The sequence below is a fragment of the Halovibrio variabilis genome (assembly GCF_007991175.1).
GTDB classification, from domain to species: domain Bacteria; phylum Pseudomonadota; class Gammaproteobacteria; order Pseudomonadales; family Halomonadaceae; genus Vreelandella; species Vreelandella variabilis.
In genome coordinates this window covers 277769-293338 of record NZ_BJXV01000001.1, presented here as the reverse complement: position 1 = coordinate 293338, position 15570 = coordinate 277769, and the positions used below count along the sequence as shown (strand labels likewise).

10 protein-coding genes are annotated in these 15570 nt (G+C 55.3%); 4 read left to right on the top strand and 6 right to left on the bottom strand.

The annotated features are described in order from the left end of the window. Nucleotide 1 precedes the first annotated feature (1 nt). Nucleotides 2-2176, top strand: coding sequence for a TonB-dependent hemoglobin/transferrin/lactoferrin family receptor (locus tag HVA01_RS01250; protein ID WP_146872686.1), 2175 nt, complete (start codon nt 2-4; stop codon nt 2174-2176). Nucleotides 2177-2262: 86 nt separating this feature from the next. Here HVA01_RS01250 and HVA01_RS01245 read toward each other — a convergent pair whose 3' ends face one another. The 3 genes from HVA01_RS01245 to HVA01_RS01235 all read right to left on the bottom strand — a co-directional run bounded on the left by HVA01_RS01245 (nt 2263) and on the right by HVA01_RS01235 (nt 8501). Further along, nucleotides 2263-3954, bottom strand: coding sequence for a methyl-accepting chemotaxis protein (locus tag HVA01_RS01245; protein WP_146872684.1), 1692 nt, complete (start codon nt 3952-3954; stop codon nt 2263-2265). Nucleotides 3955-4357: 403 nt separating this feature from the next. Continuing rightward, the gene (locus HVA01_RS01240; protein WP_146872682.1) at nt 4358-7405 is read right to left on the bottom strand and encodes an efflux RND transporter permease subunit; all 3048 of its coding nucleotides are present in this window, start codon (nt 7403-7405) and stop codon (nt 4358-4360) included. A gap of 1 nt (nt 7406) precedes the next feature. Then, complete coding sequence (locus tag HVA01_RS01235; protein ID WP_246129370.1) at nt 7407-8501, bottom strand: efflux RND transporter periplasmic adaptor subunit; 1095 nt, start codon at nt 8499-8501, stop codon at nt 7407-7409. Nucleotides 8502-8710: 209 nt separating this feature from the next. Between HVA01_RS01235 and HVA01_RS01230 the strand changes: the two genes are divergently transcribed. Next, a complete protein-coding gene (locus tag HVA01_RS01230; RefSeq protein WP_146872680.1) occupies nt 8711-9334 on the top strand; it encodes a TetR family transcriptional regulator in 624 nt (207 codons plus the stop codon). Nucleotides 9335-9469: 135 nt separating this feature from the next. On the opposite strand, the gene HVA01_RS01225 is transcribed toward HVA01_RS01230, so the two are convergent. From HVA01_RS01225 to HVA01_RS01215, 3 genes are read right to left on the bottom strand one after another with little or no spacing between them, the layout of a single operon-like run. Beyond that, a complete protein-coding gene (locus HVA01_RS01225) occupies nt 9470-10354 on the bottom strand; it encodes an amino acid ABC transporter substrate-binding protein (protein ID WP_246129368.1) in 885 nt (294 codons plus the stop codon). A 12-nt stretch (nt 10355-10366) separates the two neighbouring features. Then, entirely contained in the window at nt 10367-11302 is a 936-nt protein-coding gene (locus tag HVA01_RS01220; protein WP_146872678.1) for an amino acid ABC transporter substrate-binding protein, read from the bottom strand. After that, complete coding sequence (locus tag HVA01_RS01215; protein ID WP_246129366.1) at nt 11290-12756, bottom strand: GGDEF domain-containing protein; 1467 nt, start codon at nt 12754-12756, stop codon at nt 11290-11292. Before HVA01_RS01215 ends, HVA01_RS01220 begins: the two co-directional genes overlap by 13 nt. 255 nt (nt 12757-13011) lie before the next feature. Between HVA01_RS01215 and codB the strand changes: the two genes are divergently transcribed. Together codB and codA are read left to right on the top strand one after the other, a co-directional pair. After that, nucleotides 13012-14277, top strand: coding sequence for a cytosine permease (gene codB / locus HVA01_RS01210; protein WP_146872676.1), 1266 nt, complete (start codon nt 13012-13014; stop codon nt 14275-14277). A 16-nt stretch (nt 14278-14293) separates the two neighbouring features. Then, nucleotides 14294-15547, top strand: a complete 1254-nt coding sequence (gene codA / locus HVA01_RS01205; RefSeq protein WP_146872675.1) for a cytosine deaminase — start codon at nt 14294-14296, stop codon at nt 15545-15547. Nucleotides 15548-15570 lie beyond the last annotated feature (23 nt).

Sequence of the window (15570 nt, the reverse complement as noted above, 5' to 3'; positions counted from 1 at the left end):
TATGCAACCGCACCTCCCGACTTCCACCAAGCGACCCGGTTACGCGCTGCTTCCCTTAACCATCGCCTCGCTCTTCGTGATATCGCCGGCACAGGCCGACGATAAGGCAGCGTTTAGCCTCCCCAATGTTCAGGTGACGGCAGAGCCGTTCGTGTCTGCCACCGAAAAGACCGCTAAAGAAACAGGCTCGGTCAGCGTGGTTGACGCTCAGCAGCTAAACAACACCGTGGCTTATTCGGCCAAAGATCTTTTTCGCTACGATCCCAGCATATTGACGACCAGCAATGGGCGTTTTGGCCTCGCCGGTTTTAACGTTCGCGGGCTCGACGACAACCGGATCTCGATTCAGCTCGACGGTGTCGAGATGGCCGAAAATTATGGCCCGTCCTCAAGCTATCTCGACGCTGGGCGCTTAAGCGCCGATATTGCCTCGCTCTCCAGCGCGTCGGTGGTCAAAGGGGGAAATGCCCAGCAAGGGTCAGGCTTCAGTTCGGTAGCATTGCGCTTACACGCGCCGCAAGACTTCCTCAACCCAAGCGGTGACGATACCTATGCCAGTGTTCAGGGGGGCTACCGGAGCGACAGCGAAGGTTTCTTCCAAAACATAAAACTCGCCGCCCGCCAGGGCGATTATGAGTCCTTATTAGTTGCTACCCACCGCGATGGCAACGCGACCGAGAACTATCATGGCAGCGGTGAGAGCGATTCAACCAGTGGCGATGGGCGCACCACCCCCGACCCGGGTGATGTGGATAGCTATGACGTGTTGGTTAAAATTCAAAAACTCAACGACCTGGGCCAGGTCGGCATAGTGGCCCAGAAGTACCGTTCGTCGTCTGAACTGAGGCTTTTCTCGTTAGAAAACGCCCGATACGGCGACTATAGTAGCGATGATACGCTAACGCGCGCTCGGTTGGGGCTCTATCAGGATGGTGAATACCAGAGCGCCTTGTTTGACGCCTTTCACTGGCAGATTGACTGGCAACGCAGCGAGACGGTCAACGCCACATCAATGGTCTACAACGGCTACAACCGCGTGGTCGAGCGTGATTTTGACCAGACAACCTGGCAACTTAAAACCGACTTCAGCAACCAGATCGATACCGGTATGCCCCAGCAGGTGGCCTATGGGCTGACCCTCAAACGCGATGATTACACGAGCCTGAGCCAAGATTACAACCTGGACGCCAACACGCTGGATGAATCACGCTTTTCGCCGCCAGGCACCGCAACACGCTTTGGGCTTTATCTGCAGGACCGGCTTTCACTGGCCGACGAACGCGGCAGCCTGACACCCGCCCTGCGATTCGACCATTATGAATACGATCTCGACAACGATAACCTTACCTCGCAACCCTATGATGGCGCCGAAGGCCAGGCATTGACCGGCCAGGTTGGAGGCACTTGGAATATTACGTCGGGCACCGAGCTATTCGGCAAAACCGGCATCGGCTTCCGTGCCCCCTCCTATGAAGAGCTTTACTACGACCACAACGCGGGAAGAGGCTATCGCATCGTCGCCAACCCAGACCTCGATGATGAACACAGTCACTTCGCCGAGTTCGGGATACGTAAACAGGGCGCCCTCGGCAGCGCCGAATTCACCGGTTTCTATACCGACTACCGTGATTTTATCGAAAGCTCGGTTTCGGTAAGTATCGATCCCACTAACTACCCCATCGGGGAATTCACCACCGATAATGTTGACCGCGCCATCATTCGGGGCGCCGAATTCAAAGGTCAGCTGAACTTGCACCAAGCCTTCGGCGTCAATGACGGCTGGTACGCCCGTACCGCGGCGGCCTATATTGAAGGCAAAAATCTCGACGATGGCGGCACCATTGAATCCATACCCCCCATCCAGGCCGTCGCGGCGCTCGGCTACGAAGCACCTGACCACCGCTGGGGCAGCGAGCTTGCGGGCACCTTCGTCAACCATGTCAGCGCCTACGACGCAGAGGATGCGTATGCCCCCTCCGCCTATCAGCTCTACGACCTGACCGGACACATGACCTTAGGCGACCACCTGACCGTGCGCGGCGGCGTTTTCAACCTGCTGGACAAGCAATATTGGGTGTGGGATGACGTCCGAGGCGTTTCGGCAAGTAGTGCCGGTATTGATCGTTATACCCAGCCAGGACGTAACGTTGGTATTAGCGCAGAGTATGTGTTCTAAGTCGTTGAACCAAGCGCCGGGCCACTACCCAAAAAAACGGCACCCCATCGCAATGGGGTGCCGTTTTTGCTAATCGATACGGTGGGTTAGAATTCTTCCCACTCTTGATCGACGCTATGGCTGGTTTGGCTACGCGCCGCGGGCCGCACAAGCGCTACCTGTTGCTGAGATGAGTGTCGTTGCGAGTGCTGCGGTGAGGTTAGCGGGGCATGCTGCGTGCGGCTCTCACCTTCCGCTAAACGAAATGAAGACACTACGCTTTCCAGCCGGGCCGCCTGCTCTTCCAACGAGCTTGCCGCTGACGATGCCTGTTGAACCAGCGCCGCGTTCTGCTGAGTCACCTCATCCATCTGGGCAACCGCCTGGTTAACTTGCTCAATGCCAGAACTCTGTTCCTGAGACGCCGCCGAAATTTCATCCATAATATCGGTCACGCGGCGCACCGACGACACTACCTCACGCATGGTTTCCCCGGCGCTTTCGACTAGTACAGAGCCCTCTTTCACCTGGGTAGACGACGCTTCGATCAACACCTTGATCTCTTTGGCTGCATCGGCACTGCGACCCGCTAAATTACGCACTTCGCTGGCCACAACCGCAAAACCACGCCCCTGTTCGCCGGCGCGCGCAGCCTCCACCGAGGCATTAAGCGCCAGAATATTGGTTTGAAACGCAATAGAATCGATAACAGTAATAATATCCGACACTTTTTGCGAACTGCTGGAAATACCGTGCATGGTGGTAATCACCTGCTCAACTACTTCGCCACCGTTGCTGGCAGTGCTAGAGGCATCGTTTGCCAACTGGCTCGCCTGACGGGCATTATCGGCATTCTGTTTAACGGTAGCGGTTAACTGCTCCATGCTAGCGGCAGTTTCTTGCAGCGAAGCGGCCTGCTGCTCAGTACGCGAGGACAGGTCCGCATTGCCGCTAGCAATTTCCCTTGCACCAACATGGATCGAGCCACTGCTGTTGCGTACATCAGACACGGTTTTAGCTAAACCGCTCTGCATATGCTGCATGGCGCTAAATAGCTTACCGATCTCATTACGGCCTCGGTCACTTACCTTGCCCGATAAGTCGTTTTGGGCAATGCGCTCAAAGTGCGCCACCGCTTCATTCAGCGGTTTTACAATCGACCCCACCATGGCAATGCGCACAAACAGAACGATTAACGCAGCAACGAAGAGAACGGCGATATCAATATAGGTGAGGAGCTGCATATCGCTTTCGTAATCAGCAATCATTAGCTTGTTTTGCTCAGCCCGAAGATCATTGTAGGCGCTAATTGATTCTATTAATTGCTGGTTTAAATCACTAACCGTCTCTCTTAAATCGCTAACTTCGGCTTCATTACCCACCTCTAACGACTCCTCTAACGGAGTAAGCCCCTGCTGCATTAGGCGGTCGTAAGCAGTCATCACTGAGCCAGCAAGCGCTGATTCAGGGTCGGTGGCTTCAAATTCAGCATAATAATCTTGTGCAACCTGCCGAGAGTTTTTCGCCCGTTCCAGGTAATCACGGGCTGAACGATCATCACCCTTTTCAACCGCATCAAAACTATTCATGTAAAAAAGCTGTGCATAAGCTAAAGATCGTTGACTACGGCTGAGCGCCAGGGTGCGATCACCTGACAAGTCAAGCTCTTTCAACGAAGTACTGCCCTCTTCACCTGCCTGGTAGCCAAGCAATGCAATAACCACAATCAACAACGAAAAGATAGCTAAAACAAGCGTCAAGCTCATTTTTATGGAGATGTTACTAAGTACACGGTTCATAATGCAAAGTACCTTTAGGTTAGTTCCGTTAACTATTGGCATTTTTATTATCTAATTTAGCTAGTAAAAATCAGCAACAAACCATTAGATCAACCAATATTCTTTCAGGGAAAACAGATATCGGCTTAGAGACCCATTACTTTAGTCTAACGCATATAAATTAATTATAATTTATTTTTATCTTGAAAAACGAGAGAAAGCACCATAACGAAACAGCAAGCGGGTAAAAAACTACAAATACAGTACACAAAAACCGCTCAAATTTAACATAGGTTATTGTTAAAAATAGCGCGCCATAGAGAGTGATTTAAAATTTACGTTCAGTCATCACACCGCCGTGGCTTGGCAAATCCAAACGTAGCCACGGCGGTGTGATGAAAAGGGAATATCCCAGTATCAGGGATTATTGATCAGCGTGAATACGAATCCGGTACAGCACACAATAAACCACCGGCAGTACCACCAGGGTTAGCAAGGTGGCAACCCCAAGGCCACCGATTAGCGCCACCGCCATGCTGGCGAAGAAGGCATCGCTAATCAGCGGAATCATCCCCAACATGGTGGTCAGCGCGGCCATCGCCACCGGCCTAACGCGGCTAACGGCCGCCCGGACGACCGCGTGGTAGCGGTCCTGATGCAGCGGCAGCTGTACGTTGATTTCCTCCACCAGCACAATGGCGTTTTTAATTACCATACCGATCAGGCTGAGCGTACCCAGCAGCGCCATAAACGAAAACGGCATGCCGGTGAGCAGCAGCGCGCCCACTACGCCGATAATCGTCAGCGGCACCAGCGACCAAATGGCCAGCGGCTGGCGGAAGTTGTTAAACAGCACCACGGTGATAATAAACATCATCACCAGCCCCAGGGGCAGTGAGGAAAACAGCCCGCTTTGCGCCTCACCGGCCGTTTCGTACTCGCCGCCCCACTCGAGACGATAGCCAGATGGCAATTCCAGCGCCGCCACCTGGGGGCGAACATTGGCTAGTACGCTGGCCGCGGTTACCCCGCTTAGCGGGTCCGGCTCGCCGTAAACCGCCAGCATGCGCTCCCGGTTGCGGCGCATTATCAGCGGGTCCGCGACGCGTGTGGTGATATCGCTAATCACCTGATCGGCGGTGATATAGCGGCCTTGCTCTGCGCTCCATACGTTGAGCGAACCCAGGTTATCCACATCGTGGCGCTGGCTGGGAATCGCCCGTGCCACCATGGGAATCAGGTCGCTACCGTCGCGATAAATACCCACTTGGCTACCGCTGGTACTCAGCGCCAGGGTACTGGCTAGATCTTCACGGGTAACCCCCAGCCGCCGGGCAGTATCTTCCATAAAGACCGGTTCAATCGCGTGCACGCGGTTACGCCAGCTGGTGCGCACGCTGGTCATATGCGGTGTATCGCGGAACATGGCTTCGGCCTGATCGCCCAGCTGACGCAGCACTTCCGGGTCGCTGCCGTAAAAGCGTGCCTCCAGTTTGGCCTTGGGTGAAGGGCCGACTTCCAAGGGGGCAATTTTATAGTCGATATCGCTGTGGTTGCGCTTAAGTTCGGCTTCAACGTCGGCCATGCGCGCTTGCTGGGTGGCTTTATCGTCGGTTTCGACAATTAGCTGCGCGTAGCTGGCGTAGCGGTCTTCCGGCGAATAAGTGAGGGTAAAGCGCTGCGCGCCGCCGCCCACCGTGGTAGTCAGGTGACGCACGCCGTCCATCGCCATCACGCTGTCTTCCAGCTCGCTAACGCGGCGCTGGGTCTCAAGGATATCGGTGCCTTCGGGCGTGCGGTAATCGACAAAAAAGATCGGCGTGTTCGATGCGGGAAAGAAGGCGTTTTTCACCGAGCCAAAGCCCACCACAGCCCCAACTAAAACCGCGGCCACCAACGCCAGGGTCAACCAACGCCAGCGAATACCGACGATAATAATGCGCGCAAAAAAGCGGTACACGATGCCTTGGTAAGGGTCATCTTGACCATCGCCAGGGGCGACGTTGCGGAAAAACAGCTTAAAATAGAAGGGCGTTAGCGTCAGCGCGGTAATCCAGCTCAGCAGTAACGAGTAAAGCAGCACAAAAAACAGCGAGCCGATAAACTCGCCGGTGGTATCCGGCGACAGACCAATCGGCGCAAAGGCGGCAATCGCAATCAGCGTGGCGGCCAGCAAGGGCCAGGCATTTTGGCGAATCACCTGGTGGGCCGAATCGCGGATCGTGTAGCCGCGCTTTAAGCCCACCAACATGCCCTCGGTGACCACAATGGCATTATCCACCAGCATCCCCAAGGCGATAATCAGCGCCCCCAGCGAGATTTTCTCCAGCTGCAGGCCGTGGATGCGCATCAGCATAAAGGTGCCGATAATGGTGATCAGCAGGATAAAGCCCATCAGCAGCCCGCTGCGCCAGCCCATAAACAGCATCAGTACCACGATCACAATGGCCACCGCCTGGATCAGGCTGACCAAAAAGCCCGAGACCGCCTCATCGACCACCTGGGGCTGGTCGTAAACCACGTTGAGCTCCATACCCAGCGGCGTGCGCGCTTGAAGTTCATCCAGGCGCTGCTGCAAACGTTCACCGACTTCGACGACGTTCACCCCGCTCTCAAAGGAAATGCCCAACGAGATCGCCGGCCTGCCCATATCGCGGTAAAGCTGCTGGGGCTGCTCCGCCAGCTCGCGGCTGACATCGGCAATATCGCTCAACCGCACCAGCTCGCCATCACCTTCGCTAACAATCAGCGCGCGCAGGTCATCAATATTGGCCGCGCTGCCGGTAGGGGTAATCCGAAAACGGCGACCGTCCTGCTTGAGATGCCCCGAGTCGGCCACCGCGTTCTGGGTATCAAGCAATTGCTGCAAGCGGGTTAACGGAATATTCAGCGCCCGCAGGCGTTCGCGGTCGACCTCAATATAGATGCGCTCTGCGTGCTCGCCGCCCAACGAGACCTTCTCCACCCCCTCTACCAGCGCCAGCTCACGCTTAAGGAAATCCGCATGGTCGGCCAGATCGGGCATGCTATAGCCCTCGCCGGTCAGGTTGACCATAAAGCCAAACACATCGCCAAAATCATCGTTAACGCGGGATTGACTGGCCCCAGGGGGTAGCGCTGCCTGGGCATCGGCGACTTTACGACGCAGTGAATCCCAGAGTTGCTCCAGTTCCTCGTTCTGCACCGTGCTCTCTAACTCGACGGTAATCTGCGAGAGGCCATCGGAGCTCACCGAGCTAACGCGTTTTATCGACGACATCCCCTGGATCGACTCTTCGAGTGTCGAGGTGACTTCCTGCTCGACCTCTTCAGGTGTCGCGCCGGGGTACTGCGTGGTAATGAGTGCGTTGCGAATCGTAAATTCGGGGAACTCTAGTTGGCCCATGCCTAAAAACGATAGCGCGCCGCCCGCCAGTAGCACCACTGTCATTAAGTAGCTGGCCGCTCGGTGGCGTAGAAAATAGTCGACCATATTAAAGCCCCTGCTCTTTTTCCCACGGCGTCACTTGCGTCTCCGCCGTTAAGCGGTGGGCGCCGGCCGCTACAATGCGATCGCCCGCGGCTAGGTCACCGCTGACTTCAAGCCCCTTGGCGGTCAGGCGACCGACATCCACCGCTACCGCTTCAACACTGTCCGGTTCGACAAAGCGCCATACCTGGGCCTGTTCGGGGTCGTCGCCTACATAGCTCACCGCGTCAGGCGGCAGGCGCCAGAGCGGGGGGCTATTCTCGGCTTGCAACGCGCCTAAATCCAAGCGCACATTGGCGCTCATACCATCGAGCAGGGTGATATCGTCCGGCTGGGGCAGCGTCAGCGTGATTTCGTAGGCCAGACTCTGGGCGCTGGCTTGGGTGGTGTAGGAAGCTAGCTGGGCAAGGTAAGGCGTATCGCTGTTACCAAAACGCACTTCAAACGCCAATGCATCACCGAAGGGCGCGCCGTCGTTGCGCGGCATGCGCTGAACAATTTGCTCGGGGAGATGAAACACCACGTCTAACTGCCCGGGTTGCTGAATAACCGCGACCGTTTCCTGCACCTGAACAATCTGGCGGTTATCCACCGGGACTTGGGCAATCACACCGTCGTAAGGGGCGCGCAGCTTGGTATGCGCGACCTGCTCCTGGGCCTGTTCAAAGGTGGCCCGCGCCGCTCGCCACTCGCTTTCCGCTTCATCAAACTGGGCTTGGCTAACCGCGCCGCGTTCCAGGGTGTAACGCATGCGTTCGAGCATTGCTTTGGCCAGCTCCAAACGCGAGCGGGCGCTATCCAACTCGCTTTGCGCATTGCGGTCGTCAATGCGCGCGATGATGTCGCCCTCGCTCACCTGCTGGCCGGGGCTGACATTAAGTTCCAGTAGCTCGCCCGCCATGCGAAACGATAAATTGCTGCGCGTCGTCGCTTCCACCCGCGCCGGAAACTGCCGCAGCGCCGTGGCGCTTCCCGCTTCCAGGGTAACCAGCTTGACCGGGCGCGCGGTACTTTCCGACGCCGCCGGGGAAGGATCGCAGCCTGCCAAAAGCAGCAAGACCAAAAGCCCTGGCAATAAACGCGTAAAAGTAACGGGCACGGTGAACTCCTTGGTAACGTTTGCCCTCAGCATGGTCATCGGGCGAGAGGTAGTGTCTTTTAGCTAGTATTTAATAATCGATGCTTACTAACTGACGCTTACTAACTGACATTCATGAATGTCAGCCAGATGTGTATAGTAATCATCTGCTGGCGACTTTGCCATTCATCAATGCCAGAATAATGTGACTTGTTGTCCTAGGAGCCGCCATGACCCGTCGCAAGGCCGATGCCGAACGCACTCGGGAAGCCATTCTCGACGCTGCCGAAACCACCTTTCTCGCCCACGGGGTTGCTCGCACTACCCTGGCACATATTGCCGAGGCGGCAGGCGTCACCCGAGGAGCCATTTATTGGCACTTTGCGGATAAGGCAGCGGTCTTCGATGCGCTGCTTGAGCGGGTACGCATTCCACTGGATGAAATTGTCGATGAAGCGGTACAGCGCCTTGGCACAGAGCCTGTGGCCTGTTTACGCGAGATCGCCCAGCGATCATTAGCGGGCATTTGTCACGATTTACCGCTACAGCGGGCCGCCACTATTGTGCTGCACCGCTGCGAAAAGCTTGAAGACGACCACCCGCGAATCAGTATGATCACGCGGCTCTCTGAGCATGCCGAAACGCGGGTAGAGCAATTATTCGAACAGATCCAGCAGCAAGGCCAACTGCGTGCCGACCTGACGCCCGCAAATGCCCGCCGCCAGTTCCACAGTTTTTTGATTGGTAACTGCTTTGATTGGCTGCAAGACACTCGCCAGTATTCACTGGACGACGCCCGCGATAGCATTGTCGAAACGCTGATGCGCGGGCTTTTAACGGTCTCAAGTCGTTAGAACGCTTCCCACGCCTGATCCGCCCCCACTGGTTTAGATTCCCCGCGGCGCCAGCCGAACCAGCGCAGGTGCTGCATTTATTGGCTGTATTCAGGAATAGTTTTTCAGAACATCTCAACCGGCCGCTTGAAAGCCTTATGGATGATTAAGGTGGTCAGCCAATGCCTCACTCATTGGCACGTTAAGCGTGATGCCTTTACCTGGCAGCGGCTGATGAAACCAACGGTCATAAATCGATTCCATCTCCGGGCTCGTGTAGATGGCACGAAGGACTTTGTTGACTTGCTCAGCAAAGGCGTCATCACCGAGTCGCATCATAAAACCAAGCGGTTGTGATGCTGTTAAAGGCTCAGCGAATACGGTGTACGCATCGGGATTTTCCGATTCGGCAATCATCGCTCTGAGTAAAATATCGTCCATCGCAAAGGCCGCGACGCGGCCATCAGTGACTAAATCAAACGCTTCTTGCAACGTATCGGCAGGCACCACCGATAAATATAGGCGCTGCTCTCGGTTCGCTTGATTGACTTGCCCAACATTGACGGTGCCTCGCGCCACGCTAACGCTCTGCCCGGCCAAATCTGCCAACGTCTTCAAACCGCTCTCGCGCAGTGCCACATAGCGCACGGTGACGAAATAATGGCTCAGGGCAAACAGCGCGCTACGCCGTCTTTCGACGGTGTTGGTGCTGGCGTCGCATTCAATGTCAATATCGCCACGGTTAAGTAGCTGAATCCGGTTACTGGGTGTACGAGGCACGTAGGCGATTTCAAGTGATGAAAGTCCCAGGGTTGCTTTCAGCTGCTTAGCTAAACGCTGGCAAATATCGATGGAGTAGCCAACCACTTGCCCCTGGTTATCCAGGTAGGAAAAAGGCGCTGCATCGCCATAGCCCACGCGCAATGTGGCCGTTTCTTCTATCCGTTCAAGGGTATTAATCGGCGGCGTTGCTTGCGCTGCGCCGCCACTCAGCGCCATTGCCAGTAGGCTGCAATATCCTATTGATGTTGTTTTATGCATCGCACAGCTCCTCTACTCCAGATTATCATCCAGGGAACTATCGTCCAGGGAACTATCGTCCAGGTAACTACACGGATCAGCGAATATCGCCGCCAGTTCTGGCGTTAACGGCAAGCTCAACACCTGATCATCAGGCGGTATAGGCTGCAAAAACCACTTCGCGTAAAGGGGGAGAATAGCATCGCTTTGATAAAGGTGACGTAGTTTATTATTCACCAGCTCAACAAAAACCGGATCATCAGGCGGCATCATTAAGCCATACGGTTCAGCATTGCTCAGCGCTGCTTCTGAGATATTGAAAATGCCAGGGTCCGTAGCGGTTGACACCAAACCCGCCAGCAAAACAGCGTCCATAACAAATGCCGACGCCTGACCTGACGCCACCATGGCAAAGGCCTCTTCATGGTTATGGCTCAACATCACCGCTATATTCAGACCCTCGCGGCGGTTGAGTTGATTGAGCTGTTCAATATTGATGGTGCCTGTTGTTGACACCACGCTGCGGCCAGCCAGATCGTCAATGCTTTGCATATTTTGCTCGGCGAGCGATACATAACGTGTGGCGGTTAGAAAATGCGGGTAAGAGAAGGCGGCTTGGCGGCGGCGTTCGGGCGTATTCGTGGTCACACCGCACTCAATGTCTACTTGGCCATTGCGCACTAAGATAAACCGATTCGCAGGCGTTACCGGTACAAAGTTAATCGTTAACTCGTCTAGCGCCAGCTCTTTGCGAAGGCCTTCTATGATGTTCAAACATAGGTCAATCGCATAGCCCATCGGCTTGTCGTTAGCCACGTAGGAAAAAGGCGCTTCGCTGGCACGATGGCCAACGTTAATTTCGCCATTCAATGCGATACGCGACAGCACCGGCGAGGTGGAAAACTGATCACCCAAGGCGGCGCCATGCCAGCTCAACATGCCGACTATAAAAGCTACTAACCAGGGCATGATTTCCCCCTCCTGACAGTATTCGTCATCATCTTCATCCCCGAGGCAAACAGCATATAGCGGTTGCGCCCTTTCGCCTTGGCCGCATACAGCGCAATATCGGCGTTTCGCAGCAGGTCGTAGCTGGTGTCACCATCGACAGGAGCTCGGGATATACCCACGCTGACGCTGATTTGGATGTCTTGCGCCTCAATCTGAAACGGCTCACCTAGCGTGGCAACAATGTCACTCGCCAACGCCTTGGCCTCCTCTTCCGGCGTACTGCCGGCGACGCGCTGAATAATGGCAAATTCATCGCCGCCTAGACGCGCCACCAAATCGTTTTCTTTCAGTAACCCCTGAACCCGCTGGCTAACGTCTATCAACAGTGCATCACCCACCGCATGACCCAAGCTATCATTCACATCTTTAAAATAATCCAGGTCAAACAACATGACGTTAAATATGTCGCCTTGCAGCAGTGAGTGCTCTGCCGCTTTTAAAGCGTCATTAAGCTGTATACGGTTAGGCAGTTTGGTCAGCTCATCATGGTGAGCAAGGTGCTGAAAGCGAAGGGCTTCGTCTTTTACATCAAGCAGGTGTTCACGCTCAATAACCTTCTTACGCAGGGCATCAATGGCCTTTGCCATTCGGCCAATTTCATCGTTGCGAGTGGTATACGGCGTGGGGCTTTGTGTCTGGTTTTTGGCAATCGACGCCAGCGCCCGAATCAATATGGGTACCGGCCTGAAGAGGTGGCGCATTAATATACTTAGCATCAGTGCAGTGGCGACCAACACCGCCAATAGTGCCATTAACGCGTTACCAATCAGATCATTACGCATCTGATAAAGCGCTTCTCGCTGGCCAATGGTGGAAACAACCACGCCCAATAACTGGCCGTCAGGCGTCACAATAGGCAATGAGCTAATAAAGTGTTCTTGACTCCCAACCTGGGCAAACCCAACGTAAAAGTCAGAGGCCTCTGCTGTTGATTGCCAAGTATTCACCGTCAATGTCATCACCGAGCCCGGCGAAGCGTTAAGGGCGTCTGCCACTACCTCAAGTGAGCCTTCCGGCGTTGCTCCAAACAGCCACACATTGTTGCGTGTTTGGGCACTGGCCAGTGCCAGGACATCAACGGGACTAAATCCCGTTTCAAGCACCGACTCCTCATCGCCAATCGGCCGCTGGGAGATAATATGGGTGATCTGCCCCGTTTCGTCAGCACTGACGGCGACAGAGGTATAAATACGCCGGATAGTCGCACTGACGATCTGCGCATTGACCTGCGCTTCACGCCACCACTGTTCGCGCGCGCCACGCTCTACCATTAAAAAACCCGACAACGCGCCCATTAAATAGGCAAACATGACCCCCAGCAGCATAAATACCACCACCTTACCTACCAGCGTATGGCGCCAGGGCAGCTTGGTCACCGTCGCTGATGAATTCGCCCGAGAGGGGTGTTGCATATGCTTGGGAGCCCCTTATTTGCTACACCATCGGCAGCGGAAACGAAATATATGGCGTCTATGACATTCTTCGGCCAGTGACTAAAATTTATTAGGATTTATTTTAAAAGTACCACTAAAAAGACTGAATAGGCCTTAAAAAAATAGAAACAACACTATTTCTCACGCCCCTGAGTTATTGGCATAACTCTTGCTAATGTCTTTTGTTGATAGACGCTCTTTTTGCTAACTGTTTCCTTTGGCTAGGAGATCACCATGCGACATTCCGATTACCCCCTCAGCGAAGTCCCCACCAGCGCCCGCAAGGGTCTGCTCTCTACCTCTGCTGTATTGCTCGGTTTTACCTTCTTCACCGCTACCATGTGGGCAGGCGGCTCCTTGGGCCAGGCCTTCCCGATTGGCGAGCTGCTGTGGATTATTGTGGCTGGCAACCTACTGCTGGGGGCCTACGCGGCAGCACTTGCTTATATCGCTTGTCAAAGCGGGCTTACCTCGGTGCTGATGGGTCGTTTCTGCTTTGGCGAAAAGGGCAGCAAACTTTCTGACGTTATCCTCGGTTTTACCCAGATTGGCTGGTACGCCTGGGGGACTGCCACCATTGCCCTGGTGCTCGTACGCACCACAGGGATGCCTGAATGGCTGGAAATCCCCTTAATGGTGCTGTTTGGATTTGGTTTCTGCGTAACCGCCATGATTGGCTACAAAGGCATGGATTGGCTTTCGCGCTTTGCCGTTCCCGCCATGATGCTGTTTATTTTGCTTAGCCTGTTCACCGGGCTGGTGGACGTGCGCGGCTTTGCAGGGCTGAGCCAGCAAATGCCCACGGAGAGCATGAGCGTGGCGGCGGCGATTACCGTTATTATTGGCACCTTTATCAGCGGCGGCACCCAAGCCACCAACTGGAGCCGCTTCGCCAAGACGCCCAAAATTGCCGTCATCGCAACCCTGGCAGCGTTTTTTGTCGGCAACGGCTTAATGGTGCTAACCGGCGCACTGGGCAGCATGATTTACCAGCAGGCGGATATTGTTGATGTATTGATCGCTCAGGGCTTTGTCACTATCGCCGTGCTGATGCTGTTTCTGAATATCTGGACCACCCAGGACAACACCATCTACAACTTCGCCGTGGCGGGCTGCAATTTACTGCGCACCGAAAAGCGCCGTCTGGTCACCGTGGGCGGCGCGGCGATTGGCACCGTGTTGGCGGTCGGCGGCATGTATAACTTGCTGATCCCCTTCCTGGTGCTGCTGGGCACTTTTATTCCGCCCATGGGCGGGGTGATCATGGCGGACTTTTGGCTCAAACATAAAGGCCGCTATCCGGCATTAGAGTCGGCTGCACTACCCGACTTCAACCGCCGGGGCTTGGCGGCCTATGCACTGGGCGCTGGCGCTGCTTACTTCTCCCCGTTACTGCCACCGTTGGTGGGTGTTGCGGTGGCAGCAGGAAGCTATGCGGTGCTGCTACGCCTCAAACACGCTACGCTGGGTGATAGTATTCCCTCTACGGCTAAGCAATAAGTGAGTCCTTGTTTATATGAGCCTGCAGATCATTAACGCCCGCCTGCGCCAGCGCCCCGAGCTTTATCGACTCGAGATTGAGAACGGCATTTTTACAGCGATTACCGCCCAGGACGCGCCGCTAAACGCGAGCGAAGGCCAGATTGATGCGGGCGCCAAGCTCGTTTGTGCGCCGTTTATCGAGCCACATATTCATCTGGACGCAGCCCTGACGGCGGGTGAGCCCAACTGGAACCAGAGCGGTACGCTGTTTGAGGGCATCGAGCGCTGGGGCGAGCGGAAACCACTGCTCACCGAAGCGGATATTCGCGAGCGGGCACTAAAAACACTCAACCTGTTGATCAGCAACGGCGTCCAGTTTGTACGCACCCACGCCGATACCAGCGACCCCAGCCTCATCGGGATCAAAACGCTGTGCGCTCTGCGCGATGAGCTAAAGGATAAAATCGATATTCAGGTGGTCGCCTTCCCTCAGGATGGCCTGCTCTCCTACCCCGGCGGAGAAAAGCTGTTGGAAGAGGCGCTGGAGATCGGCGCGGATGTCGTCGGTGGCATTCCGCATTTCGAATACACCCGCGAGCTGGGCGTGGCCTCGATGAAGCGGGTGATCGAGCTGGCGATCAAGTATGACCGTTTGGTAGACGTCCACTGCGACGAGATCGATGACCCCAACTCGCGCTTTCTTGAAGTGTTGGCACATGAAGCCCTGACACACGACCTCGGCAGCCGCGTCACCGCCAGCCACACCACGGCCATGCATTCCTACGATAACGCCTACTGTTCCAAGCTGTTTCTGCTGCTCAAGCGCTCGGGCATTAACTTTGTTTCTTGCCCAACCGAGAGTATTCACCTGCAGGGACGCTTCGACAGCTACCCCAAACGCCGCGGCGTGACCCGTGTAAAAGAGCTTAACGAAGCCGGCATCAATGTGTGCCTGGCCGAAGACTCCATTGTTGACCCCTGGTACTCGCTGGGTAATGGCAAACTATTGCGTACGCTGGATTTTGGCCTGCATATCTGCCAGATGATGGGCTATCAGGATTTCAGCCAGGCGCTTTCGCTAATTACCGATAACAGCGCCCGCACGCTTAATATCGAAGACCGCTACGGCATTGAAGTCGGCAAGCCCGCCAGCTTCAACCTGCTGGAGGGCGAGGATGACTACAGCGTGCTGCGCACCCAGGGTGAGGTCCTGCTCTCTGTACGCAAAGGGGAAATCATCATGCAGCGCGAGCCCGCCAAGATCACCACGCCGCCTTGGCTTGGCTAATGCACCAGAGGCGCGTTAGGTTA